Raw genomic sequence first — 23768 nt, 5'->3', positions numbered from 1 at the left:
TTCACGGCGACAGGTATTGCTGCCGCTTGAGGTGACGAACCAGCACTTTGCCCGCCGGCGCCAGGGTGGTGCCGAAGGTCGCTTGCTCGCCGCTCTTCAGGCGCAGATCGAGGCTGTATTCCAGTTGCCCCGGCTGCGACTGGGGCAGCAGCAGGACCTTCAGTTCCGCCAGTCGCGGCTCATACTTGAGCAGCGTGTGGGTCATGACGGCGATCAGGCCATGGGCGGCCGCCGGCAGGCCCTGAAGCACCTGGCCCATGTCCGGCAAGCCGTAGTCGGGCAGGTGACTGAGGGAGCCGGCGCGGCTATTGAGAATGCGCTGGAGGTTGTCGAGTACCGAGAGAACGGGCTGATCCTCCTCCCGCACCCGGTGCAGCTCCAGCTCCCCGCTGAAGTTCTGCAGCAGCGTTTCGTAGAGCGATGGGACGTGGTCGTTCATCCGTCACTCCTTGGCCGGCGGGCGCAGGACGAGGTTGTTGTCGGCCAGTTCGATCACCCGGGCGCGGTCGGGGTCCAGATCGGCGCGGGTCAGTGTCAGGCGCCAGCTATTGCCCGTGGTGTCCGGCTGGCGGAACAGCGCCACCACCGCGACGACCTGCGCGGCCTCGTCCAGCGGCACGCTGAGCACCGCGCCCTCATCGGGCCGGATCACCACGGTCCGTTCGTCCAGCAGGGCCTCCCCCAGGGCGGCACGGCTATCGTCCAGCAGGCTGTCATAGGACGCCCCCTCGAAGGCCTTGCCGTCGCGCAGCGCATAGATCCGCACCAGGGTCGGCACGGACAACCCGGACATGTCGTGGCGGTCGGTGTTCATCGCGGCGCGCCCGCTGAAGTCCAGGTGCAGGGTCCTGACCTCCTTGTAGAAGATCGAGCGGGCGACGGACGCCGAACTTTCCGTGGCGCTCTGGTACAGGCCACAGCCACCGACCAGTGCAACCAGCATGGCCAGTGACAGGAACTTAAAAACGGTACGCGACATGCTGTGTCTCTCTTTCCTCAGGATTGTTCTCCAGGCCCCGGTAACGACCCAGGCTGATGGTGACGGTGCCCGAATCGGCCGGGGGCCGGCCGCCACCCAACCCCAGCAGCCCGGTCATGCCGAGCAGCACCGGCGCACGGCCAAGCACGGGGTGTGGCAGGCAGTGTTCGGGCAGGCACAACGCCAGACGCGCGGTACAGCGCCAACCGAGGTAGACCCGCAACAGCACCAGCAGGTCGCTGTGCAGGCGGGCACCCGGAAGCCAGCCCTGCGCCTCCTGGCGGTCCTCGGTGAACAGGGTCAGCTGGATCTGGCTGTTGGCGTCGAGGCCGACGCTGCCCAGCGGCGTCCCCTGGGACAGGCTCACCGGGCGGGCCGCCGACAGGCCAGCCGGCTGCGCCAGCACCACCCGTCGCGGCCAGTGCGGCGTGACGCTCACCCGGGTGTTGGGCGCCAGCAGCTTCACCAGCGCCGTCACACCCTCGGCGTTGCGGGTGGGCAGGCGCATGACACTGAGCAGTGCCAGGAAGCGCGAGATCGGTGTCGCGACATGATCGGCGGTGCCGGGGATACCCAGGCCGATCAGCCCCAGCAGGCACTGCGACGTCGCATCCGTGCCGCCGGCTTCGAAGGTCGCCGGGTAGGAGTACTTGCGCCAGATACGGTACAGCTGGGTGAAGAGCCGGTGGTTGAAGATATCGAGGAAGGCCTGCAGGGCCTCGTGCCCCTCGCGGCGTTGCGCGATGTCGTCCAGGTAGCTGGTGGGCAGCGGCGAATCCACGCCGTAGAGCCCCAGCAGGCGGGTGCGCACCGTGGCCGGCGCGAAGGGCCGGCTGTCATCGGTTTCGATGGCCTTCAGCTCGCCGGCGGGAAACCCCATGCCGGGGTCCGGGCGAAAGCGCACCGGGTCATCGGACGGGCGGGCGCTGCTGCCCAGGGGAGGCTGCCCGGGCAGGGCCTGCTCCAGTAATTGGCAGAAGCGAAACAGGTTCGCCTCTGCCGAACGCCCGTCCAGGGCTTGCAGCAATCCGCTGGCGTTCAGCCGGGAATACGCTGACTGTGGTTCTCGTTCCATCGCAGGCACTTACCAGAGGGTTGCAGGATCAGCGTGAGCTGGTTGAACAGGTGGATATCGGCATAGAGGGCGAAGAAGCGGTTGAGCATTTCGCCGAACAGGCTGATGTCGCCCTCGCCGGAGAAGCCGTTGGCGTCCAGCGTGACCTCGATATCGACGCCGCGCAGCAGGAAGCCCTTCTCGAAACGCTGGATCAGGTGGTGGCGGACATCGACCAGGGCCTCCAGGCGGCGGCGGTTCAGTTCGCTGCCGGTCCAGTCGTAGAGCGCCAGGGTTCCGCGCAAGACCTCGGCGTTGTCCAGCATGGGCAGGAAGTTCGAGCCCAGGTGGCTGAGTACCCGCCAGTGGAAGCGATCACGGCTCGGCGGATAGCAGGGCATGGTCGGCGCGCACAGGTTGAGCACCCGCAGCCCGGTCTGCGTGGACTGCACCGGGGTGTCGAGCAGCGTGCTCTGCAAGGCCTTGCGCGGCAGCTGGCCGTTGGTGCCGGTCAGGCGCAGGGACAGGCTCTCGCCGGCCACCAGGCGGTCGACATCGAAGCCCTCGCCGCCGAGGATCAGCCAGGTGTCGTGCAAGCCGTTCGCGCCGCGCTTGAGGCGGGTGTGGAAGTAGCGTTCCGGGGCGTCGTCCCGCAGCATCCCGCCCTTGTGGCGGAAACTGCTGAACGGCACATAGTCCACGCGCTCGGCATTCTTCGAGGCGCTCACCTGGTCCACCGAATAGATTTCCGTGTGCCCGTCCTGCAGGCGCATGGGACGCAGCAGGTAGTCGCCTTGGAGGGGGTCCAGGCGCAGCGGGTCGGCCTCCAGCTCGAACAGGTTGATCACCGGTACCGCGTGCAGGCGGACATGCTCGGCGCGGGGTTCGAAGTCATGTGGCCAACCCTCGCCCAGCACCACTTCGATCTCGAACCAGGGCGCGCCCTCCGGCACCACCAGTCGCTCGAGCCCGTGCAGGGTGACGAACATGAATTTCTCGCGGAAGCTGAAGTACTCCAGCAGCAGCTGGTAGCCGCTGAAGGCACTGTCGCCCTTGGGCCACAGACGATCATCCTCGGCGAAGCCCTTGGTCGCGAAGTAGCCATCCAGCGGCCTACGTTCCGGGTCGCCGGGCAGGCGTACGTAGAGCGCCTGCGTCTGACGGGTCAGCGCCAGGTGCAGCGCGCTGGCCACCGGCGCGTCGGCATTGAGGTATAGGGGCAGCCGGCTGAGGTCCACCTGCGCCCATTCGGTCAACGGGCCGCAGGCCAGGCGCAGGCGCAGCAGCGAACGCCCGTCGGGCTCATGGGCCAGGCGCAGCGACTCCACCGCCAGGGGCTGCAGGGTCAGGTTCTGGGTGGTGGTATAGCGGCAGCGAGTGCGCTTCGGCCCCACCGGCCGCGACAGCACCTCCATCCCTTTCTCGATCCGCTCGCTGCGCTTCATCTGCTGCAGGTCGGGCGCCAGCTCGACGATCGACAGCGACGGGATGGTGCGCAGGTAGTGTGGCCAGAGCAGGCTGACCAGCCCCTCGGTCAGCTCCGGCAAGTCGTCGTCGAGTTTTTCCCGCAGGCGCCCCATGAGAAACGCGAAGCCTTCGAACAGGCGCTCGACATAAGGGTCGCGCGCCCCCGGGCGATCCAGGTTGAGTTGCGCCGCGCGGTCGGGAAAGGCCTCGGCGAATTCCTGGCCGGCTTCGCGCAGGTAGCGCATTTCCGCATCGAAATAGCGCAGCGTCAGGTTGTCCATGTCCATCGATAAATGTCCTCTCTTGAATCTGGCCTAGCCGCAGAGCACGGCGGCGCGCACCGGGTCGATGCCGACCAGCGAGGCCAGCAGGGCTTCCTGGCGGCGCCCGAGGGCCGCCTTGTCCGCATCGTTGCGCTGGGCCTTCAGGCGCAGCAGCTTGAGCAGGCGCGCCTGCACCTCGAAGGTCAGATCCGACTCCCACTCCACCAGGGCCAGGCGCTGCGCCGTGGACTCCAGTTCCGTCAGCAGGTGGATGGCCAGATCGGTCTTGCCGCACTGCTCGGCGACGCGCGCCATCAAGAGGCGCAGCAGCCAGCGCTGGCGGCCGCTGTGCAGGCCTGGCCGGTCGCCCAGCCAGGCGATAGCCGCTTCCACGCCATCGCTGTCGGCCTGGGCCAGCGCTTCCCCCTCGAGGGCGAGGATGTCGTCATCCCCCCGCACCGGCATGGCCGGCGCCGGCAGCCATTGCGGCGAGCGATTGCCGCTCACCTGCTGGGCGATCCAGTCGCGGGTGGTCTCGTCGGCGAATGGCGAGCCATCGCTCCAGCGCAGGGATTCCAGGCCCGGCAAACGGTCGAGCAGCATGCCCAGGTCGCGCTTGGCGATATCGGCCCAGCCATCCTGCGGCGCCGGCTGTTTGGCCAGCGCCTGGCACAGGTACCACTGCAGGTCGAGCCAGAAGTGGTTGACCCCTTCGGCATAGATGCGCTCGACCTGATCGAGCAGTTCGCTCCAGCTCTGCTGCAGGAACAGGCGCTTGAGCTGGGCCCGGTAGTCGCTACGCGGTGGCGTGAGCCGGGTAATGCCGTCGGCCTCGGCGGGCGGTGTCTGGTGCACGCTGTCCCAGCGCAGGCTCTTCATCAACCGGTGCGCGGCCAGCCAGCCCAGCGGTTGTTCACGCAGGTAGCCGGCCAGGGCCCGGCCGCTGTCCAGCAGGTCACGGCCAGACCTGATGGCGGCGGCCACGGGAGCGGCGCCCTGCCGACTCGTCTCGTGGCTGGCGCTGTTCTGCGGCACCAGCGCGTCGACCCCGCCGGACTGCGCAAGACGGCTCGACAGGGCACCGTAGAGCGCTCCCAATGCCGGCCGCTGGTCCTCCGGCCAGGATCCCAGGCCCTGTTCCAGCCAGGCGAGGGCCGCCACGGTGCGCTCAGCCTCGGCCTTCACCACCTCCGGGTAGAGCGACAGGCCGTCCAGCACCTTGGCGCTGGCCAGCCACTCCAGGGCCATGCGGCGGCTGTTGGGCCGCTTCGGCAGGATGTCGGCGGAGAACCGCTCCACCAGCGCGGCCAGCAGGCTCAAGCCATCGGCCAGGCCGGCCTCGCCGTCCTTCTGCATGCGCGCCCAGAGGTAGTAGGTCGCTACCCGCAGGTCCTTGCAGCGGTGCTTGAGCAGCTTCTCCGCCAGCCGCGCCACCAACTCGGCATCGGCGCCCGAGAGCTTGTTGACCTCCTCGCGCATGTGCTGGAAGTCGTCGTCGTAGCCGGGGTCTTCGCCGACCGCCGACCGGGCGTCGACCGGCTGCAGCCAGGCTTCCCAGTCGGGCGCCTGGCGCCGGGCCAGCGCCTGGGCATCGCGCTGCCCCAGGCAGCTGGCGATGAGCGAGGACAGGCTCATGGCAGTTCTCCGTGTGTCATCAGCGACAGCGGTGTACCGCCGTCTTCGAGGAATATCCGCGCCGGCAGCTTGAAGCCGCGCAGTTGCAGCAGCGCCAGCGGACCGGCCCCCAGTTCGGTGCGCAGGTGCCAGGTCAGGCCCAGGCCGTCGGGGGCCTGGAGCACCAGGCGGTAACGGCTGTGGCCATCGTCCAGCGGGGTGGCCCGGGCCTGTTCCAGCAGGCGGATCAGCCCCCAGGTGCCGGGGTAGTCGCCGAACAGCCGCTCGCCAGCCTTGACGCTGGTCCAGCGCAGGTTCGCGCCAGGATGGTCGCCCGTTCCGGGCCAGGTGAAACGCTGCCAGCGCTCCCGCTGGTTGAAGTAGGTCAGGCGGTTGCCGTCGAGGATGAAGGTGGTCTGCTCGACATCGCGCACCGGCTTGGCCTGCAGCTCGAAGCCGATACCCATGCCGCCGTCGGTGTAGAGCACGTCGGCGAGATCGTTGAGCCGGTTGACCGCCGCGAGGAACTCGGGGTTGAAGCGCAACCCCTGGCTCTGGGCGGCCTCAGGCACCCAGCGGTGGCCTTCCTTGCGCAGGACACCACCCAGCTGCCGGGCGAGGAACTGGTCGATCCGGCCGCTGTCGCCCCGGATCATCAGCCCGAGCATGGGCAGGGAGGCGTCGCTGGCGGTGGCGGCAAAGGGGTAGCGGCCGGCGAAGGCGGCGTCCCAGGGGGCGACGATCGCGCGTTGCCATTGCGCGTTGAGGCCAGCGGCGGAGGGCTGCAGGATGCGCCGCCAGGCCTGGTCCAGCGGCTGGACGAAGAGCGCCTGGCCGAAACCGTTCCACTCGCTGCCGAGGCTGGCGGCCACCAGGCTGCCGTAGGCCTGGGTGTCGGCGAGGTCGACGCTGCGGCCCTGGAACACGGTCTGCGCCAGGTCCTGGATCATCGCCTGGGGGTCGGGAGAGGTGCTTACCTGCTGGAGCTTCAGGCGCACGCGGGTGACCCGGGTGAGGAAGGCCTGCAGGCTCAGGCGGTCCTCGCCGGCCAGCGCATCGCCCTTGCCGAGCAGGGCGAGCAGTGGGCCGAAGCTGTCGTCCAGCGGGCCTTCCGGAGCCAGGGCCTGCACGTCGATGACCGGGGCCTGGTCCTGGCCGATGAGCTTCTGCGCGGACTGCACCAGCGAATCGCCCAGGGCCTGCCGGCGGGTGCCGGCCTGGCCCTGGTAGGCCAGCGTGTTCATCAGGGCGATGAGCGGAGACTGGCGCACGTCGGCCATCAGGGTGAGCTGGTCGATGACCTCGGCGAGGCTGTTGGCCGGCTGCCAGCGCAGGCTATTGAGCACGCCCAGCCAGGCGTTGCCGTAGTCCTGGAAATAGCGCGCGGTGAGCCGTTCGCGCAGGGCCTCTGGGCTCAACTCCGCGGCGACCTGGCTCTGGTCGTCGCTCAGCACCCAGTCGATTTCTTCCCGCCGCGCGGAAGCCGCCTCGTCGATGGCCTTGCGTACCCGGCCCTCCCAGGCCTGGCGGGTGAACACCCCGGGCACCTCGGCGTCGGTCGAGAACAGCCACTGCGCGTCGGTATCGCCGACCAGTTGCTGCAGGCCCAGGGGCGGATACTGGCTGGCCGTGGCCTCGAGCACCGCCTCGTAGAGGCTGGCTTCGCCATTGCGCTGGCCGAGCTGGCCGAGCAGGACCTGGCGGGCCTGGGCGATCAGCGCGGCGTCGGCCTCGATGCGCCATTCGGGGTGCGCCGCCAGTTGCTCGGCGTAGAAGCGCCAGAGGTTGGGCGCAATGCCCTGCCAGACGCCGTCGCCGATGCCGGCGCGCTCAGGCTCCAGGGCGGCGAGGGTCTTGCCGAGGAACGCCGCGTCGGCCCGTTCCGGGCGGGCCATCATCAGGTAGGCCTTGAGCGAGGCATGGGCGCCCTGGACATGGAGGGCGCGCTCGGGGCTGCCGGGCGGCAGGGCGAGCAACTCGCGCAACCCGCTTTCCAGCCTGGCCGCCGCCGGGTCGCGCAGCAGACGGTTGTTGGCCGCCTGGTAGCGCGGCCAGAGGGCGGCAAGCAGGGCGTCGTTCTGGCTCAGGCCGAAGCCCTGGTACCAGGGCACGCCATGCTGGGCGCGATGGTCGAGGCGGTCGAGCTCGTGGACCAGTTCGTTGAGCGCGAGCACGTGTTCGTCGCCTTCGCGCGGCTGGTCGAGGGCGGCCAGCACGGTCTCGAGCTCGGCGACCTGCGCCCGGTTGCCCACGAAGGAAAGCAGCAGGCCCAGGCCCCAGAGTACGGCCAGGCCGAGGGCCAGGGCGGTGCCAATGCGCGGCCAGGTCCAGCCCTGCACCCGGCCGCCGAGGGCCTTGTTATCCAGTACGCCGCGCCAGGCGGGATGGGCCTGCCACGCATGCTTAGCGCCGCCCGGGGCGGCAGGCAGCGCGAGGCTGAACCACAGGCCGCGCGGCAGCAGCCCGGGGCCACGCCGCAATTGCGCCCAGGCCCGCTGCCAGCGGGCGATGCCGTGGTGTTGCAGGTCGTGGGCCAGGCGCAGGAGGAAATCCTCGCGGTTGTCGCCGCGCATCCGCGCCAGGCCTTGCTCGCGCAGTGGCTGCAGCAGACGGTCGAGCTGATCCTCCAACTGCGCCTGGCCGGCATGGGCGGCCAGCAGGCAGCCCACCTCGGCATCGGCGGCCGGCTGCATCCAGTCACTGCGGCGCACCTCCCAGAAGTGCAGCGGCGCTCGCCAGCGCAGCCGCCGCGTCAGCGCCTGCAAGTGGCCAAGGTAGCGCCCCAGGTAGTCGGAATCCGCGCTCTGCTCCGGGTTCAGCGCCCAGACAATGGCGTCCAGGGGGCGGCGTGGGCGCAACCGGCGCCACTGCTCCAGCAGCGCTTCGTTCGAACCGTCCCCGCCCCACAGCAGCACCGCGCCGTCGCCTTCCAGCCATTGCTGCTCAGCCAGGGCCGGCGCGATGGCGCGCACCTCGTCCGGCTCGCCGAGCACCAGCAGCAGACGCACCTTGTGGCGCCAGAACAGGCCGATGTTTTCTTGCAGGTGGGTGCGCAGTGCGGGCAGCGCATTCCCCGAGCCAGACTTGAGCTTTGTCGGCGCTTCGTCCGCCGCCGGCATGTCACCGGTTACCCGTCGTGCCAGTCCAATCGTCAGACGTTCCCAGGCCCACAGGTACAGTGGGCAGAAGGCGCCAAGGATTAGCCAACCCAGCGCCGCCCAGAGCAACAGGCGCGACAGAGGCAAGCTGGGCAAATCCAGTGATTCCCCCAGCAGCAGGTACAGCACGCAACCGGCCAGTACCAGCAGCGTAATCACCGCCAGATAGCCCAGCACCCGATACAACCACCCTGAGGGTCCCTTCTCAGTCATCGCCATAAGGCACCGCCATTCCCATCGTCAGACGATCTTCTCCATCACCACTCAGCCAGCCACAGGGCTCGCCAGTTCCCGCGCTATGCAACAACGCCATCGACATGCCGATGAAGGGCGCCAGGTCACCCAGCGCCCCCCAATACGGAGCCAGCAGATGCTCATTGGCCGACCAGCCTTCGGCGACAAATGCCTCCATGCTCTGCGTATCCATCGCCAAACAGGCGGCCGGTGCCTTGGCCAAACCGCCATAGCGTTGCATCTGCGCGCAGAGCTCGGCAGGCGACTCGCCCTTGTCCAACACCAGGTATTCGCCCCGCTGCAAGCGGCTGGCGCCCTGGTGGCCTACCCGCCAGGCGAACGCAGCTTCGCCAGCCATCTGCTGCGCCGGTGCCTGCTCGGTGCTGGACGCTCCGGCGCACAGCAGCCAATCGCCCTCTTGCGGGCAACGTCCGGCGAAGTCATCGATCAGTCGATCCAGGGACGCCAGGTCGGCCAGCGGCAAGGGCTCTTCCGGCAGGCTCATGCCGCCGTCGGCCAACGCCTTGGCGAAGGCCCGATAACCGTCCTGGCTGCCGTACCAGGCCACGCCGCGCAGCTGGGGCCAAGCGTCCATCCAGCCTTCCGAGGCCAGCAGCAAGCGCCCTAGATGCCGGGCCAGCAGCGGCTCGCGCAAACCGCCAGGGTTCGCCGAGACCGGGCAACGGAGCACGGGCGGCTGGCCCTCGCCACGCTCGAGCGGAGGAGGATTCATCGCCTTCCCGGTCATTTGCTGCAGGTACTGCGGTTGCGACTCCCCTGGCGGGCCGAACAGCATCACCTTCTGCAGCGGCAAGGCCATGCCACGTCGGCGCCACCAGCGTTGCAGCGCCGCATCTAGGGTCCAACGGTAAGCGGCGCGATTGCCCAAGCCGACCTGCCATGCCAGAAAACGCAGCGCCAAGGCCAACGCCCAGGCCAACGGCAGCAGGCTCCCCCATAGCCACAACTCCAGCCGGGGCCGGCCTTCAGGCCAGAGCGCCAGCAGCAGCGCTGCCTGCAGGCCCAACAGCAGCAATAACGCCATCCCCCAGCGGCGCCAGCGCGGTGTAGCGGGCATCACATAGTCCGGGTAGCGCGGTGGCGGGTTCACGGTTCCACCATCATGTCCGTGGCGGCCAGGGTGCTGACCACGCTGCAGCCGCAATCGCAGCGGTAGCCATCCAGGGCCACAGGCTGGCCGTCCATGGTGATATCGGCCACGCCCTGGGAGATGCGGGTCAGTCCGTGCTTGTTGCACCGCGCCGCGTCGCCCATGCAGGCCACGGGTTTGCCGAATGCCTCGAAATGCCCCTCCAGCACCTCGCCGCCAAAGGGGCGCAACGGGTCCCCCTTACGCACCAGCGGCATCATGCCAATACCCCTCGCGCCTGCTCCACCAGGCTGCCGCTGCGGCGCAGGAACTCGGCGCTACGCTGCATGCGCTGCGCGTAGTCCTCCAGGGCGATCCGGCGTTTCTGCTCGGCCACCACCGTGCCGATATCGTCGGTGGGCTTGAGCAACTCCGCCGCGCCCGGCAGGAAGGGCAGCGCCAATCCCGTGGCCAGGTCGATCACCTCGTAGGCCACACCGGCCGCGGCCAGGCCCGCGATTACGCCAGCGCCCCCGCCCACGACGCCCAGCCCCGCGCCCAGTACCCCACGGTTATTGCCGCGCAGCAGGCGCACGCCGTAGACCGTGGTACCCGCCACGATGGCCACCCCCAGCAACTTGCCGGCCACCATCATCGCCGTTAGGCGGCGACTGCTCTTGTTGCCGAAGTAGACCATCCGGTAGAAGAAGTACCCGGCCCACAGCTCCCGCGACTCCAGGGCGTCGTGCATGAACCAGGCCCGCGAGTCGTGGATCTGGTCATCGAACAGGGCCACTACCAGGGCCATCTTCGGGTCGGCGCTGGGCGTACCGAGCTCGTCCTGAAACAGCTGCTTGTGGCGGGTTTCACCGGCCTCCTTGAGCGTGGCGTGATCCCCGCGCTCATCGTTGTCGTTCAACAGGTAGGCGCCGCCGCGCAGCACGACGTCGACCACGGTGCCTTTCCCACTGGTCTGCTTGCGCTTTTCTCCGCTGTAGTCGTAGCGGAACTCCTCGGCGGCCTGGCTGAGCTGCGTCTTGTCGATCCAGGGTTCGTAGATTGGCGGGCCGGGGTGGTTGACCGCAGTCTCGGGCGTTTCGAGGCGCTTATCCTTGGCCTTCGTCTGCAACTCGGCGTTATCCGCCCGGTCCACCTTGACCTTGTAGTTATCGTCCTCGTTCGCCTTGATGAAGAACGGCTGCGTCTTGTAGCTGCCATTGGCATAGCGGCCGATGCGCCAGCCGGTGATCCAGCCCAGTTGCTCGGCCAATGCCTCTTCCACCGGCTTGTTCAAGCCCACCGGCCTGTACACCCAGGGCGCATCGCCGGACGACTCCGCCGGTAGGCCGCCCAGGGTGTGGCGCCAGGCGTTGAAGCGTTCGATGACCTGGGGGCTGATATCGAACTCCCTCCTCGTGCCCGGCGCCATCCGCCTCCAGGTCGTTTCGTCCTTCAGCTCCTCGGGCAATACCTCCTCCGGCACTTGCAAAGGCGCACCAGCAGCAAAGGCTTCCGCGTACAGATCGTGCAGGGCAATCTGCGAGATCAGCTCCTGAGTGCCGCCACGCGCCTTGCCCTGGTCGTTCTTCTGGTAGCCGCCGCCCACATCCGAATGCACGCCGGGGTAGACAACTTCCAGGGTATTGGCCGGGTACTGGCCATCCTCGTTGCGGATCGAATCCAACGGGAAGCAGGAGCGCTGCTCGAAGGCCGCCACGAAGTGCCGGCAGCACTTGACCAGGTTGGGGTACTTCGCCGCACTGGGCAGCAGCTGGCTGTCATCGGCCCAGTCCATATGCCCGGCGAAAAACGGCGCGGCATGGGCGATGCCTACCGAGGCCACGGTATCCAGCAGGCCGAGGAACTCAACGCTGACATCCAGGCCCGCCAGCTTCTGCTCGGGCCTGTCCGCGCCCTCGGGTGTTTCGAACAGCTCGCTCAGCCAGTTGACGAAGGTCCGCGCCTCCGCCGCCCCGCGGGAAAAACCATAGATATACAGCTTGACCTTGAGGGGCTTGGGAGTGGGCGGCACTTGCTCCATCTTCTGTTGCAGGGGTTGCAGCAGGTTCTGCATCACCCGGCGACGCTTGCCCGCCCCCAGGGCGATCATCAATGGGGCAGGCCAGGTGGCCATGTCTTTGACCTTCTGTGAGCGTACCTCCCGCACCAGATGCTGCTTAGTAACCGCATACGACAAGGCATCCGCCACTGAGAGTAACGCCCAGTTGATGCGGTCCTCCCCGCCCAAGGCGAATTGCAGCCCTTTGCCGCTGTAATCCATCTCGCCGATTTCGGGGAAGGGCGTTCCCACACCGGGCATGTAATAGGAGAAGTAGCCCATCTTTTCCGCTTCGTCGCTTCTGTATGAGGCGTGGAAGAGGCGGGCAATGTTGGTGGGGTGCCCCGTCTCGGTATCATTTTTTTCGTTGTTATTGGTGCCGTCGAAGAACAGACTGATATGCACCGCCTGGCAGCACTTGCCATGCTGGCGCCGACCATTCTCATCCCGCGCCTGCTTGTAGAGATTCGCTTCACGGGTTTGCCTTGCGTAGTTCTCACCCACCGCCCGCGACGTGCCCGGCAAGCGGCCCTCCTGGGGAAACACTGGAGGTGCAAGAACCTTGGCCTTGTTCGTTACTTCGGACATACGGCGGGCTCCTTCATATGGCGGGGTTCCTTGATCGGATACTGCGGATCACCCACGCCCCAACATGAGGTCGTGACCTTGACCTGTTGGCAAGGAAGAAAATGTATAGCCAGATCACATGACTCATTTCCCGGCCACTCCGGAATTTCGACCGTTGTGCTGTAGCGCTTATAGTTAAGTTCGTGCTTATCCATAAACTCACGGAACTCGTCAGTTCCCAAGGGGGGGGGGATGACGTCTGCATCGGGATCAACTTCCCACTCAATATTCGCCATAAGTCCAGGCCGCCACTTGATCGGTAGAACAATGCAACAGGCTCTTCCGCCGCCTCCGACAGTTCGATAGCCATTAACCTCAAGCCAGTTGACTGCCGTTCCATCGACATGGTTAACCGATGTCAGGTTGCCCCCCGCCATTTCATTCTCAGCGGTGGAGCACCCCACCAGCGCAAACCCCAATAGACCACAGATCCATTGGGTAATACGGTAATTCCTTATCCAGACGCTCATCTGCTGTCCCTCTTGCTTTTTCATCAAGACGTTTATGAAAAACGGTCAGTTTTCACAAACGTCCTGGTGATATTGATGTGCTGCCCCTTCTGGGTATCGCTCTTCTCGTTGTTATTGGTGCCATAGAAGAACAGGCTGATATGCACCGCCTGGCAGCACTTGCCATGCTGGCGCCGACCACTCTCATCCCGCGCCTGCTTATAGAGATTCGCTTCACGGATTTGCCTGGCGTAGTTCTCGCCCACCGCCCGCGACGTGCCCGGCAAGCGGCCCTCCTGGGGAAAAGCAGGAGGTGCCTGAACCTTGGCCTTGTTGGTTACTTCGGGCATACGGCGGGCTCCTTCACATGGCGAGGATCTTGAATTGGGTAATTCGGGGAGTACGACGCCCAGCAGGAAGTTGTAACTTTCACCTGTTGGCAGGGCAGGAAATGCACGGTCAAACCACAGCGCTCTGTTCCCGGCCACTCCGGAATTTCGACCGTGGTGCTGTAGCGCTTATAGTTAAGTTCGTGTTTATCCATAAACTCACGAAACTCGTCAGTTCCTAAGGGGGGGAATGACGTCTGCATTGGGATCAACCTCCCACTCAATATTCGCCATCAAGCCAGGCCGCCACTTGGCCGGCATGACAATGCAACAGGCTCTTCCCCCGCCTCCCACTGTTCGATAGCCATTAACCTCAAGCCAGTTGACTGCCGTTCCATCGACGTGGTTAACCGATGTCAGGTTGCCCCCCACCATTTCATTGTCCGCGGTAGAACACCCCACCAGTGCAATTCCCAGTACGCCACAGAGCCATTGGGCAATACGGTATTTCCTTATCCAGACGTTCATCTGCTGTCCCTCTTGTTTTTCATCAAGACGTTTATGAAAACGGTCAGCTTTCATAAAACCCCTGTTCATAAATTGAATGTGTGCGGGCCGATATTGGTGTGTCGCCCCTTCTGGGTATCGTTCTTCTCATTGTTATTGGTGCCGTCGAAGAACAGGCTGATATGCGCCGCCTGGCAGCACTTGCCATGTTGGCGACGACCATTCTCATCCCGCGCCTGCTTAAAGAGATTCGCTTCACGGGTCTACCTTGCGTAGTTCTCACCCACCGCCCGCGACGTGCCCAGCAAGCGGCCCTCTTGGGGAAGCGCTGGCGGCGCCTGAACCTTGGCCTTGTTCATTACTTCGGACATACGGCGGGCTCCTTCACATGGCGAGGATCTTGAATTGGGTAATTAGGGGAATACGAGGCCCAACAGGAGGTCGTGACCTTGACTTGCTGGCAAGGCAGGAAATGCACAGTCAAACCACAGCGCTTTTCCTGGTACTCCGGGATTTCGACCGTGGTGCTGTAGCGCCGGTAGTTGGCGGCATGCTTAGCATATGCAGCCTGGAACTCTTGGGAAGTAACTGAGGGAAGCTTCGCCCATCGATCAGGATCAACTTCCCACTCAATATTCGCCATCAAACCAGGCCGCCACTTGGCCGGCAGAACAATGCAACAGGCTCTGCCCCCGCCTCCCACTGTTCGATAGCCATTAACTTCGAGCCAGTTAATTGCCGTTCCATCGACATGGTTAACCGATGTCAGGTTGCCCCCTACCATTTCATTGTCCGCCGTGGAACACCCCACCAGCGCGATACTTAACCCCCCGGCCAACCACAACAGCATGTGCATCTTTTGTATTCCTATGGCCATCCACACATGATCCTTTGCGCGGAAGAAAAATTATTTAACGGCCCCACTCAGCCAGGGGAATATATCGATAACGCCTATGAAGCTTGGGCCTGGCGAACTGCCTACTTAAGGCATACGCCTTCGCAAGCCGATATTGTTACTGGATGCCCCGCAGCGCTGCCCCGCTCAAGTACCATAAGGAAATTCCAGTCGGTACTTTCCATCGGATATCGCACGGTGGTTCGGCCCCATGAATGAGGGCGACAGCCATAGCTTCCCGTCAAAACTTCTCAACCTGGTACTCTTATATCCACCACCATATCTGCGACTGGTCCTATAGGTCACCAAATCCAGTATCGCCGTTGAGTTGTCTTCGTAATAAATCACTACGCGATAGGGGCTTTCAGGCTTGGTATGTAGAATCAGGCTCACACGAGAATCGCTATGCTCGGTCATGTGGGGTGTGGCAAATGACAAGCCTGTGACCTTTGCCGAATAAGAGTAGACAAAACCTCTTGCAGGCTTATCCGTAATCTTATAATCGTCAAAGCGCTTGTCAGTGCGCAGTCCGATCCGAGCCAAAGACATACCGTGACCATACCCTTGGGTTGATAGCGGGCCATCTGGCTTTATAGTAGTCAGCGATAATTCTGGCGTTTCATCATTGAACTCTCCCGCCAGGGCAGATTTGATAGTACCTTCATCAAGTTCCTCGCCATTGCTCCCTCTAACCTCCTGAACCTCTTCCAAGGCCGTCTTGAACAGCATCTGAGAGGGTTTTGGGTTAGATCGTACATTTTGGCAGCCAACTAGGGAAAACAGCGCGCCAAACACAACCAACAACGAAGCAAGAACTTTCATGTCTTTAACTCTCATGTATTTCTTTCAAAAGATTCCTTGAGTGCTTTCTTCACACCCGGCCGCTGTGACTACCCCCTGATACAGAGGTCAATTGTTGTGCGACGTAGTGCTCCAGCTCACCGAAGTAGCCTTCCTCACCCGCCTTGCGGGCCCAGGCGTAGAGTTGGCTGAACTGCTGCTCCCGGCTAATCCAGAGGCCGTTAATGACCTGTGCGGTCATCAGCCTTTGCGCGTCGCTGATGCAACCGAACATCTCGTACTGTGCGTCGGTCAGTTCGAGGGGTTCTGGTGTATCGAGCGCCTGCGGATCAGCGGAGCAGGTGCCCTGTCGCCACTGCGGCCGAGCGTCGCGGTCGAGCCAGCTCCAGTAGCTGGCCACTTGCAGAAAGGCATCACGCTGTTGCGGATTCAGGATGTCGGCGATAAGCCAAGGGAAGACGCGCGGGTCGTAGTAACGCAACAAGCCGGGCTGTCCACCGACGCTCATGCGCGACAGGGCCTGCAGCGTAAGGCTCAAGTCTTCGAAGGGCTGCGGGGAGACCAGCAACAGCAGCCGCGAGTCGTTACCTGCGTGCTCGATGAGGTCCTCCAGCCAGGCTTTGTGCTGCCACTGCTGCAGGTCCAGCCGCATCAGCAATGGCCCTTGCTCCAGTAGCGGTTCTTCGGGCGTTCCGCTGAACAGGGAGAACCAGGGCACCGAGGGGTAGATGCGTTGCAGGGTGGGTATGACGGAGGCGCTCCACCCCGTCTGGTCCAACAGCAGGTCCACATGGTGCGAGCCGACCTCGGCGCCGGTGTGGGTGATCTGTTCGAGCCAGAGGGCAGGCAGGTTGCCGGCGCTGTTCTGAATTTCAACGTCCACTGAGCACGGCTCCTTCGGCAGCCTTGCGCGCCGCTTTCAGGCACTCCTCGCACACCGACTGCGGCAGTTCGGGCAGCGGGAAGCTTTGGCTGGCGGGCTTTTCCCACACATGCCGGCCCTTGAGGTTGAGCGTACCGGGGCTGTGGATATCGATGGCGCCGCTGGGTGTGATGCGGATGTAACCGCCGCCACAGGCCAGGGTGATGCCGTTCTTCGCGGTGAGCTGGAGGTGGCCCTGCACGGACTGCACGGTGATGTCCTGCTGGGCGATGAGGTTGAGCAGGTCGCCGTGGGATTCGATTTCCAGCGGGCCCTTGCCGGACACCAGGCGCATGCCTTCCTGCTGGGCCAGCAGGGAGATGGCCTGGTTGGCCTGGACGGAAAGGCGCTGGGCGGCGGCCAGATTGATTTCCTCCTGGCTTTGCACATAGAGCGAGTCGCCGCTCCTGAGCAACAGGCTGGCGGGGGTGACTGCACCGATGCCCTGGGGGGCGCTGAGCAGGATGGCCGAGCCGGCCAAGCCCTTGGCGTCGGCGCGCAGTTGCGTGAGGCCGTCCACGGCCGGCGGGCGGCTGTGGTGGCTGTCGGCGATGTCGCGCCAGTTGGCCATTTGCTGCTGGGCGCTTTCCACCAGGGCGTCGGCGGGCTCCATGTCCAGTACCTGGCCGCCCGCCTTGGTTTGTTCATCGGCACTGATGAACAAACCCTTACCTGCCCGCAGGGCGCCCCAGTTATCGGTGCGCAATTCGAAGCCTTCGCCGCGCTTCTGCCGCTGCGCGTCCACCAGGTGGCCGAGGTTGAGCTGGCTCTTGCCGCTGTGTTCGGTGCTGAGCTTGATGTGCTCCTGGCCGCGGGTGTCGTCCAGGCGCAGTTTGTTGTTGGCCGGGGTGCGCAGGACGTTGCGCTTGTAGTTGTTCAGGGTGACGTGGTCGGGGTGCCGGCTGTCGTGCAGGGCGAAGGCGATGAAACCCTTGTCGGGGTCGCCGTGCTCGAAGGCGATGGCCACCTCGGTGCCCTGGATCAGCGGCAGGTGCAGCCCATGGGTGTCCCCGGCGTAGGGGCGGGCCAGGCGCAGCCACATGCTTTCCTGGCCGGCGGGCCAGGTGTCGCGGTCGAAGAGGAAGTTGACCTTGTAGCGGCCTTCCAGGTCGATGTGGCTGTAGAGGTCGTCGGGCTGCGGGCTGGTGACCCGCGCCGGGATGGTGCCGACGATCAGCGGCCTTTGCTTCAACAGCGGGCGGAAGCAGATGTGCTCGACATAGGGAATGGCCTCGAAGCGGGCTTCGAAGCTGCGGTCGCGGGCGGCGCTGGCGGTCAGGCGAGTGATGACGGCGCCGGGGGCGAAGGCCTCGGGGGCGCCGCCGTCGATTCCCAGCACCTGCCCGGGGGCCAGGGTCGCGCTGCTGGCGATGCCGGCGAGGCGGGTACGGGCATTGAGGTAGCGCTCGTGCCGCAGGCGAGCGAAGAAGTAGCCGCTCTCGCTTTGCAGGTCTTCGTCCTGGGCGTAGGCGTCGCCCAGTTCGGTGTAGTGCTCGGCGTAGTGGTAGGCCTCGCCGTAGGTGGTGGGGTCGCCCCGGCTCTGGTCGACATCGCCGTCGAGCCGGGCGGCGGCATCGCGTGGGTCGTAGGCGCGGACGTGGATGTCCTTTTCCACCACGCCATGCTGCGATTGCAGGGCCCAGACCGCGTCCTGCCCGCTGGCGCTGGTGCCGGACGGCGGGCGGTACGGCAGGCGAACATCGAACTGGTAGTTGCGCTGGTCGTCGTGGAACTGGACGACGTCGATGTTCAACCGCTCGTCGGCGGTGAAGCGGTACCAGATGCCGACTTCGGCCAGCAGGCGGGTGATGAAGGCCAGGTCGCTCTCGCCGTACTGCATCACCTGTTCGCGCTTGGGGTACTCGCGCGTGAGGTCGAAGAAGAAGTCCTGCCCCGCCCACTGGTGGCGCTCGCTGCGCAGGATCTGATTGACGATCTCGGGCACCGAGAGGTGCTGGTAGATGCGGTATTGGCGGCCGCGTCCGAGCAAGGCCAGGCGCGGTTGCAGGGTGACTTCGTAGCGGGCTTCGTCGTTGGAGCCGGAGAGGCGGCGAAAGCCCGTGACCACCCCATGCAGGGTGCGCAAGGGCTGGGCCGGCGGCAGGCTCAGGCCGGCGAAGGGCAACGGGCTGGGCGGCGGATGCAGGCTGAAGCTGGCGCGCTGACCCAGCAGCTGCTCGGCGGGGAGGTCACGCTCGCTGGAGGTGAATTCCACCTGGTAGCTGAAGGGCTCGCTGAGGGCTTCCGTGCCCGTGAAGGCGAGCACGTCGAGGGCGGCGTCGAGGCCACGGACCTGGAGCTTGTGGCGGCTGTGGTCGAAGAAGGGACGGCGTTCGGCGAGCATGTTCAGGCTTCCTCGGGCTGTTCCAGCCGGTCGGTGAAGTGCAGGGTGACGCCGTCCTCAAGGCTGTAGCCCAGGCAAACACCCCGGGTAGCCTGCTGGACGGCCTGGCGTTGCAGGAGCTGCTGGCTGAGCACCGGGAGGATCTGCTGGTTGAGCAGGCTGTCGATGTTGCGGGCGCCGCTGTCCGGTAGCAGGCAGGCGGCAACCAGGGCATCGCCGAGGGCGTCGTCGATGTGGCAGCCCAGGCCGTAGTGACGCTGCAGGCGGCTGGCGACCCGGGCGAGCTTGATGTCGACGATGCGCTTGAGTGAGTCGGCCTGCAGTGGGCGGTAGACCAGGGTCTGGAAGCGCGCCAGCAGCGCCGGCTGGAAGTGCTCGCGCAGGACCGGGCGCAGCAGCTCCTGCAAGGTGCCGTCGGTGGCGTCGGGTTGTTCGTGCAGGCAGGCCTCGAGCAGGTCGCTGCCCAGGTTGGAGGTCATCAGGATGACGGTGTTGCGGAAATCGATTTCGCGGCCTTCGCCATCGCGCATGAAGCCACGGTCGAAGACCTGGTAGAACAGGTTGAGCACATCGCGATGGGCCTTCTCCACCTCGTCGAGCAGCACCACGCTGTAGGGCCGCTGGCGTACCGCTTCGGTGAGCACCCCGCCCTGGCCGTAGCCGACATAGCCCGGCGGTGAGCCCTTGAGCTGGCTGACGGTGTGGGCTTCCTGGTACTCGGAGAGGTTCAGGGTGATCAGCGATTTTTCGCCGCCGAACAGGCTGTCGGCCAGCGCCAGGGCGGTTTCGGTCTTGCCGACGCCGCTGGTGCCCACCAGCAGGAACACCCCCTGGGGCGCCTTCTCATCGGTCAGGCCGGTGCGTGCGGCGCGCAGGCGCTGGGCCAGGGCGCCGAGGGCGTGATCCTGGCCGATGACCCGTTGGCCGAGCTGCCGCTCCAGCTCCAGCAGGCTGGCCTGTTCGTCCTTGAGCAGGCTGCCCAGGGGCACCCCGGTCCAGTCGGCGACCACTTCGGCGACGTTGCGCGCGGTGACATCGAGGGACAGCAGCGCCTGATCGCGCTGCGCCGCCTCCAGCCGCCGCTGCAGCTCGGCGCAGCGCTCCGGCTGGCGGGGCTCTTCCTGGCGCGCATCGAGCAGTTGCAGGCTCAGGTCGAGTTCGAGGCGATAGCGACGCTCCAGTTCCACGCGCTGCCGCGCGAGTTCGGCGTGCTCGGCGGCGATTTCGTCCAACCGATCGGCAGGGGCCCTGCCGCCCAGGCGGGCGTCGGCCTCCAGGGCCTGCTGTTCCAGTTCCAGCGCGGCCTGGCTCGCCTTGATGCGAACCAGCGCCTGGGGCTCGCAATCGAGGCTCATGCGTACCCGGGCACTGGCGGTATCCAGCAGGTCGACTGCCTTGTCGGGCAGTTGCCGGCCGGTCAGGTAGCGCCGCGACAGGCTGACCGCCGCCTGCACCGCCCCGTCCTCGATGTGCACGCCGTGGTGGCTGGCGTAGCGGGCCTTGAGGCCGCGCAGCATGAGGCAGGCGTTGGCGTCGTCGGGCTCGTCGACCTTGACCACCTGAAAGCGCCGTTCCAGCGCCGCGTCGCGCTCGAAGTACTGCTTGTACTCGCTCCAGGTGGTGGCGGCGATGGTGCGCAGCTCGCCTCGGGCGAGCGCGGGTTTCAGCAGGTTGGCGGCATCGGCGCCCCCCGCCTGGTTGCCGGCGCCGATCAGGGTGTGGGCCTCGTCGATGAACAGCAGGATGGGGTGTTGCGCTTGCTGCACCGCATCGATGATGTGCTTCAGGCGTTGTTCGAACTCGCCCTTGACGCCTGCGCCGGCTTGCAGCAGGCCGAGGTCGAGGGTGCGCACGCTCATGGGCTTCAGGCTGTCGGGGACGTTGCCTTCGGCGATGCGCAGGGCCAGGCCCTCCACCAGCGCGGTCTTGCCGACGCCGGGATCGCCGACCAGGATGGGGTTGTTCTTGCGCCGCCGGCCCAGGATATCGATGACCTGGCGGATTTCGTCGTCGCGTCCGAACACCGGATCGATACGCCCCTCCCGCGCCTTGGCGGTCACGTCCTGGGTGTACTTGTCGAGCAGCGCTTGCAGGGCACCGTCGGTTCCGGTGGAGGGAGCGGCCAGTGGCGCGACACGGGGCTCGTCCCCTGAGAGGCCAGCCTCGCGTTGGACCTCGGGGCGCTCCTCGGAGTGCTGGTCCAGCAGCGGCACCAAGCGCTGCAACTGGGCGTCGGTGAGGCTGAGCAACGGCCAGGCAGCCTCGCACTCGAGCAGGCTGGGCGACTCCAGCAAGGCACCGAGCAGGTGCAGCGAGCGCAGCCTGTCGTTGTCATCGTCGAGCGAGGCACGCAGCCAGGCGTTCTTGATCAGTTGCTGGAGCTTGCCGCCAAGCTGGGGCTTGTCATGCACGCTGCGGGGCAGGCCGTCCAGGTGGTCGAGCAGCGCACGCCAGAGCGCATCGAGATCCCACTCGTAGCGACGCGCGATGAGCGTGAGGTCTCCCTCCCCTTGCTCCAGCAGCTTGAGCAGCCAGTGTTCGAGGGTGATCTGCCTATGGCCGCGGCTCTGGCACAACGAGGCCGCGGCACCGAGCGCCCGGGCGCAGTAGGGGTTGAGGCGGCGAAGCAGGCTGGCGGAGTTCTGGGCCATGGGAGTGCGTCCTTGTACGAAGTTCGTGGCGCCTGCGCGTCCGGCAGGGCTCATTGGGCCGACGGAGCGCTAGGCTCCGCCGGCGCGCTCGGGCGTCAGGCGCTCTGGCGCTCGTTCCAGGAATCGGAGTGGATGATGTTGCCGTCCTTGTAGGTCCAGGTGATCTTCTCGTAGCGCAACTCGACCTGTTCCAGGTGGTTGTGCTTCTCCTTGGACGGGTCCTTGACGTCGTGCATCTTGGGCGCGACTTTCACCACCTTGACGTTCTCCAGCTTGGTGATGAAGTACTCGACTTCCTGGCCGGCGTCGTCGATGCGATACCACTTGAACTCGGCGCTCTTGAGGGTTTGGCCGGTGGTCACCGCCTTGTACAGGTAGGGGCTGGAGGCATCGATTTCCTTGGTGAAGAGGAAGGGGGTGTGGACCCGGGTGCCGGTCAGCTTGCCGGTGTTGTTGTCGGTGGGGATGTACAGGCTGTGATCCTGCGCGACTACCTCGATGCTTCCCTCGCGTTTCTGCACGTCCACCGAACCCTTGATGTCCGCGCCGCCGTCGTCCTGCAGCCAGAGGTATACGGGAATAGCCATTTGAAGCTCCTTCTCAGAGGTTGACAGCCGCGGAGTGCGACTGGTTTTGGCCGTCCGGTGCCAGGGTGGGCAGCAGGCAGGCCCCCACCTCCGGCACCAGACGGATATCGACGCGCCGGTTCGCGGCGCGCCCGATTTCGGTGTCATTGCTCGCGAGCGGCTGGCTGGAGCCGAAGCCCTGCACGGCGAAGCAGCTGTCGGGTATGTCGCCCATGCGCTGCATCCAGTCGCGCACGGCGCCGGCACGCTCGCGTGACAGTTGGAGGTTCTGCTCGACGTTGCCGGTGGCATCGGTATGACCGGCGATGACGATCAGCCAGCCGGGCTGGGCCTTGATGTCGACCAGCGCGCTGATCAGCAGCTTGGTCGACTCGGGCTTGAGGCTGGCGCTGCCCACCGCGAACAGCGACAGGCTGTCCAGCCGAACGACTTCGGGCATGCGCTTCGCCACCGCTTGCGGTACGCGGTAGCTCGCAATGGCGTCCAGCAGTTCGCGCCGCAGGCGTTCGCCCTGGTACAGACCGAGGCCGAGCCAGGCCGGCTCGCCAAGGCGGTAGTAGCCATCCAGACGCGCAGCGTCGTCACGCAGTACCGACAGGGCCGCTTCAGCCGCCTGGCCGCCATGTTGCGTCTGGGGAATGGCCAGGTAGCGGCGCAGGTCATCGCCGACCAGACGTGCCAGTTGCCTGTTCTGCCAAGCGGAACTGGCCAGTGCCGCGAGTAGCGTGGCCGCGAACAGCCAGAGCGCGATGACTCCGGCCCGACGCAGTGGCGTGTCCCGTGCCGTTACCGGCAACAGCGGCAGCAGCGGGTCCGGGAAGGGCAGCCGCGTCGAAGCCCCGGCAGCGGGCAAAGCCCCTTCTCCCAGCGCAGTCCTGTCATGCAGCCATTGCTGCCAGAGGTTTCCCGCCACGCCACCAGGCGCTTCCGGCACCAGCGCGATGGCGCAGGCCACCGCCATGGCGGCGGGATCGCGGACTTCACGGGCAACGAGATGCGCCTGCACCTGCTCGCGCACCCAAGCAGTGGCGCTTTCCAGCAGAACGCCAGTGCGCAGGCGAAGCGCCGATGCCTGAAGGTTGTCCGCCTGCTCCTGCCATTCGCAGAGGCTGGCGCGGGCACCTGCGTCGAGGACATCCGGCTGGCGCGCACCCGCTGTCCAGCAGAACCAGGGCCCCTCTGCCAGCCCGCTCGGCACGTAGGTGGCCTGAAGCAGAGGCAGGGCAGCGCCGTGCCGGCGAGCCAGCGCCAGTTGATGGCGGAAGGTGCGCAGCTGTCCGTGCAGTTGGGCGGCATCCCGATGTTCACCCGGATTGACGATGAGGAGGACGCAAAGCTGCCCTTCCCAGTGGGGCCGGTGCGCCAGGACACTCTGGACCAGGTGCGGCAGGCGCTCGATTTCCCCTACTCGCAGATAGCAGCCCTGTGCGGTCGTCCGCAGCACGGGGTTGTCGGCCTCCAGGGCGCCGAACAGTTCTTGCTGACTGTCGCCACAGACCAGCACTACCGGCTGCTGGAATCCCGTCGCCGGCAATGAAACCTCGCCACCGAACGAGAGAGCTCGGCGCAGCCTGGCGGCACGCCGCCCTGCGCGGCGCCAGGCCAGGACGGCGACCAGCGCGATGACCAGCGCGGCACTCCCACGCTGCCATCCGCTCAACGGAAAGGCGAACGTCAGCGCCAGGAGGAGGGAGGCGGCCCACAGCCAGAGTCCGCGCGTCAGCTTCACGCTCATTGG

General features: G+C 65.9%; 18 protein-coding genes and 1 pseudogene. All 19 read right to left on the bottom strand.

Annotated features, from left to right (window positions below; genetic code table 11):
• Position 1 precedes the first annotated feature (1 nt).
• The 19 genes and pseudogenes from tssE to PCA10_RS00805 all read right to left on the bottom strand — a co-directional run bounded on the left by tssE (position 2) and on the right by PCA10_RS00805 (position 23765).
• A complete protein-coding gene (gene tssE, locus PCA10_RS00875) occupies positions 2 to 439 on the bottom strand; it encodes a type VI secretion system baseplate subunit TssE (RefSeq protein ID WP_016490120.1) in 438 nt (145 codons plus the stop codon).
• A 3-nt stretch (positions 440 to 442) separates the two neighbouring features.
• Positions 443 to 979, bottom strand: coding sequence for a type VI secretion system lipoprotein TssJ (tssJ, locus tag PCA10_RS00870; protein ID WP_016490119.1), 537 nt, complete (start codon positions 977 to 979; stop codon positions 443 to 445).
• Positions 960 to 2054 (bottom strand): type VI secretion system baseplate subunit TssG, encoded by a 1095-nt coding sequence (gene tssG / locus PCA10_RS00865; protein ID WP_041770077.1) that lies wholly within the window; start codon positions 2052 to 2054, stop codon positions 960 to 962. Before tssG ends, tssJ begins: the two co-directional genes overlap by 20 nt.
• Entirely contained in the window at positions 2018 to 3787 is a 1770-nt protein-coding gene (tssF, locus tag PCA10_RS00860; protein WP_016490117.1) for a type VI secretion system baseplate subunit TssF, read from the bottom strand. The genes tssG and tssF overlap by 37 nt, the downstream gene beginning before the upstream one ends.
• 27 nt (positions 3788 to 3814) lie before the next feature.
• Positions 3815 to 5398: a type VI secretion system protein TssA gene (gene tssA / locus PCA10_RS00855; protein WP_016490116.1), complete on the bottom strand. Its 1584-nt coding sequence runs from the start codon at positions 5396 to 5398 to the stop codon at positions 3815 to 3817.
• Complete coding sequence (locus PCA10_RS00850; RefSeq protein ID WP_051148055.1) at positions 5395 to 8748, bottom strand: ImcF-related family protein; 3354 nt, start codon at positions 8746 to 8748, stop codon at positions 5395 to 5397. The genes tssA and PCA10_RS00850 overlap by 4 nt, the downstream gene beginning before the upstream one ends.
• Positions 8741 to 9880 (bottom strand): hypothetical protein, encoded by a 1140-nt coding sequence (locus PCA10_RS00845; protein ID WP_016490114.1) that lies wholly within the window; start codon positions 9878 to 9880, stop codon positions 8741 to 8743. The genes PCA10_RS00850 and PCA10_RS00845 overlap by 8 nt, the downstream gene beginning before the upstream one ends.
• Positions 9877 to 10140 carry a PAAR domain-containing protein gene (locus PCA10_RS00840; RefSeq protein WP_016490113.1) on the bottom strand — a complete coding sequence of 88 codons (264 nt, stop codon included), beginning with the start codon at positions 10138 to 10140 and terminating at the stop codon, positions 9877 to 9879. Before PCA10_RS00840 ends, PCA10_RS00845 begins: the two co-directional genes overlap by 4 nt.
• Positions 10137 to 12506, bottom strand: coding sequence for a T6SS phospholipase effector Tle1-like catalytic domain-containing protein (locus PCA10_RS00835; RefSeq protein WP_016490112.1), 2370 nt, complete (start codon positions 12504 to 12506; stop codon positions 10137 to 10139). Before PCA10_RS00835 ends, PCA10_RS00840 begins: the two co-directional genes overlap by 4 nt.
• On the bottom strand, positions 12494 to 13015 hold the full coding sequence (locus PCA10_RS29420) for a DUF3304 domain-containing protein (RefSeq protein ID WP_016490111.1): 522 nt from the start codon (positions 13013 to 13015) through the stop codon (positions 12494 to 12496). The genes PCA10_RS00835 and PCA10_RS29420 overlap by 13 nt, the downstream gene beginning before the upstream one ends.
• 32 nt (positions 13016 to 13047) lie before the next feature.
• A complete protein-coding gene (locus PCA10_RS00830; RefSeq protein ID WP_016490110.1) occupies positions 13048 to 13344 on the bottom strand; it encodes a hypothetical protein in 297 nt (98 codons plus the stop codon).
• Positions 13332 to 13851, bottom strand: a pseudogene (locus tag PCA10_RS29415) (DUF3304 domain-containing protein). The gene PCA10_RS00830 and the pseudogene PCA10_RS29415 overlap by 13 nt, the downstream one beginning before the upstream one ends.
• Positions 13852 to 14188: 337 nt before the next feature.
• Entirely contained in the window at positions 14189 to 14686 is a 498-nt protein-coding gene (locus PCA10_RS29410; protein ID WP_016490107.1) for a DUF3304 domain-containing protein, read from the bottom strand.
• Positions 14687 to 14872: 186 nt separating this feature from the next.
• Positions 14873 to 15562, bottom strand: coding sequence for a hypothetical protein (locus tag PCA10_RS30085; protein ID WP_016490106.1), 690 nt, complete (start codon positions 15560 to 15562; stop codon positions 14873 to 14875).
• A gap of 34 nt (positions 15563 to 15596) precedes the next feature.
• Positions 15597 to 16409, bottom strand: coding sequence for a DUF4123 domain-containing protein (locus tag PCA10_RS00825; RefSeq protein WP_016490105.1), 813 nt, complete (start codon positions 16407 to 16409; stop codon positions 15597 to 15599).
• On the bottom strand, positions 16399 to 18792 hold the full coding sequence (locus tag PCA10_RS00820) for a type VI secretion system Vgr family protein (RefSeq protein WP_016490104.1): 2394 nt from the start codon (positions 18790 to 18792) through the stop codon (positions 16399 to 16401). Before PCA10_RS00820 ends, PCA10_RS00825 begins: the two co-directional genes overlap by 11 nt.
• A 2-nt stretch (positions 18793 to 18794) precedes the next feature.
• The gene (tssH, locus tag PCA10_RS00815) at positions 18795 to 21443 is read right to left on the bottom strand and encodes a type VI secretion system ATPase TssH (RefSeq protein ID WP_016490103.1); all 2649 of its coding nucleotides are present in this window, start codon (positions 21441 to 21443) and stop codon (positions 18795 to 18797) included.
• 95 nt (positions 21444 to 21538) lie between these two features.
• Positions 21539 to 22030, bottom strand: a complete 492-nt coding sequence (locus PCA10_RS00810) for an Hcp family type VI secretion system effector (protein ID WP_016490102.1) — start codon at positions 22028 to 22030, stop codon at positions 21539 to 21541.
• 13 nt (positions 22031 to 22043) lie between these two features.
• A complete protein-coding gene (locus PCA10_RS00805) occupies positions 22044 to 23765 on the bottom strand; it encodes an OmpA family protein (RefSeq protein WP_016490101.1) in 1722 nt (573 codons plus the stop codon).
• Positions 23766 to 23768 lie beyond the last annotated feature (3 nt).

This window comes from Pseudomonas resinovorans NBRC 106553 (assembly GCF_000412695.1).
GTDB lineage: Bacteria > Pseudomonadota > Gammaproteobacteria > Pseudomonadales > Pseudomonadaceae > Metapseudomonas > Metapseudomonas resinovorans_A.
The sequence above is the reverse complement of the archived record's forward strand: the minus strand, read 5'-3'. Positions and strand labels throughout refer to the sequence as shown.

Excerpts from the sequence above, each read along its gene's own strand:
- tssE (WP_016490120.1), bottom strand. The coding sequence starts at position 439 with ATGAACGACCACGTCCCATCGCTCTACGAAACGCTGCTGCAGAACTTC.
- tssJ (WP_016490119.1), bottom strand. The coding sequence starts at position 979 with ATGTCGCGTACCGTTTTTAAGTTCCTGTCACTGGCCATGCTGGTTGCA.
- tssG (WP_041770077.1), bottom strand. The coding sequence starts at position 2,054 with ATGGAACGAGAACCACAGTCAGCGTATTCCCGGCTGAACGCCAGCGGA.
- tssF (WP_016490117.1), bottom strand. The coding sequence starts at position 3,787 with ATGGACATGGACAACCTGACGCTGCGCTATTTCGATGCGGAAATGCGC.
- tssA (WP_016490116.1), bottom strand. The coding sequence starts at position 5,398 with ATGAGCCTGTCCTCGCTCATCGCCAGCTGCCTGGGGCAGCGCGATGCC.
- PCA10_RS00850 (WP_051148055.1), bottom strand. The coding sequence starts at position 8,748 with ATGACTGAGAAGGGACCCTCAGGGTGGTTGTATCGGGTGCTGGGCTAT.
- PCA10_RS00840 (WP_016490113.1), bottom strand. The coding sequence starts at position 10,140 with ATGATGCCGCTGGTGCGTAAGGGGGACCCGTTGCGCCCCTTTGGCGGC.
- PCA10_RS00835 (WP_016490112.1), bottom strand. The coding sequence starts at position 12,506 with ATGTCCGAAGTAACGAACAAGGCCAAGGTTCTTGCACCTCCAGTGTTT.
- PCA10_RS29420 (WP_016490111.1), bottom strand. The coding sequence starts at position 13,015 with ATGAGCGTCTGGATAAGGAATTACCGTATTACCCAATGGATCTGTGGT.
- PCA10_RS00830 (WP_016490110.1), bottom strand. The coding sequence starts at position 13,344 with ATGCCCGAAGTAACCAACAAGGCCAAGGTTCAGGCACCTCCTGCTTTT.
- PCA10_RS29410 (WP_016490107.1), bottom strand. The coding sequence starts at position 14,686 with ATGCACATGCTGTTGTGGTTGGCCGGGGGGTTAAGTATCGCGCTGGTG.
- PCA10_RS30085 (WP_016490106.1), bottom strand. The coding sequence starts at position 15,562 with ATGAGAGTTAAAGACATGAAAGTTCTTGCTTCGTTGTTGGTTGTGTTT.
- PCA10_RS00820 (WP_016490104.1), bottom strand. The coding sequence starts at position 18,792 with ATGCTCGCCGAACGCCGTCCCTTCTTCGACCACAGCCGCCACAAGCTC.
- tssH (WP_016490103.1), bottom strand. The coding sequence starts at position 21,443 with ATGGCCCAGAACTCCGCCAGCCTGCTTCGCCGCCTCAACCCCTACTGC.
- PCA10_RS00810 (WP_016490102.1), bottom strand. The coding sequence starts at position 22,030 with ATGGCTATTCCCGTATACCTCTGGCTGCAGGACGACGGCGGCGCGGAC.
- PCA10_RS00805 (WP_016490101.1), bottom strand. The coding sequence starts at position 23,765 with ATGAGCGTGAAGCTGACGCGCGGACTCTGGCTGTGGGCCGCCTCCCTC.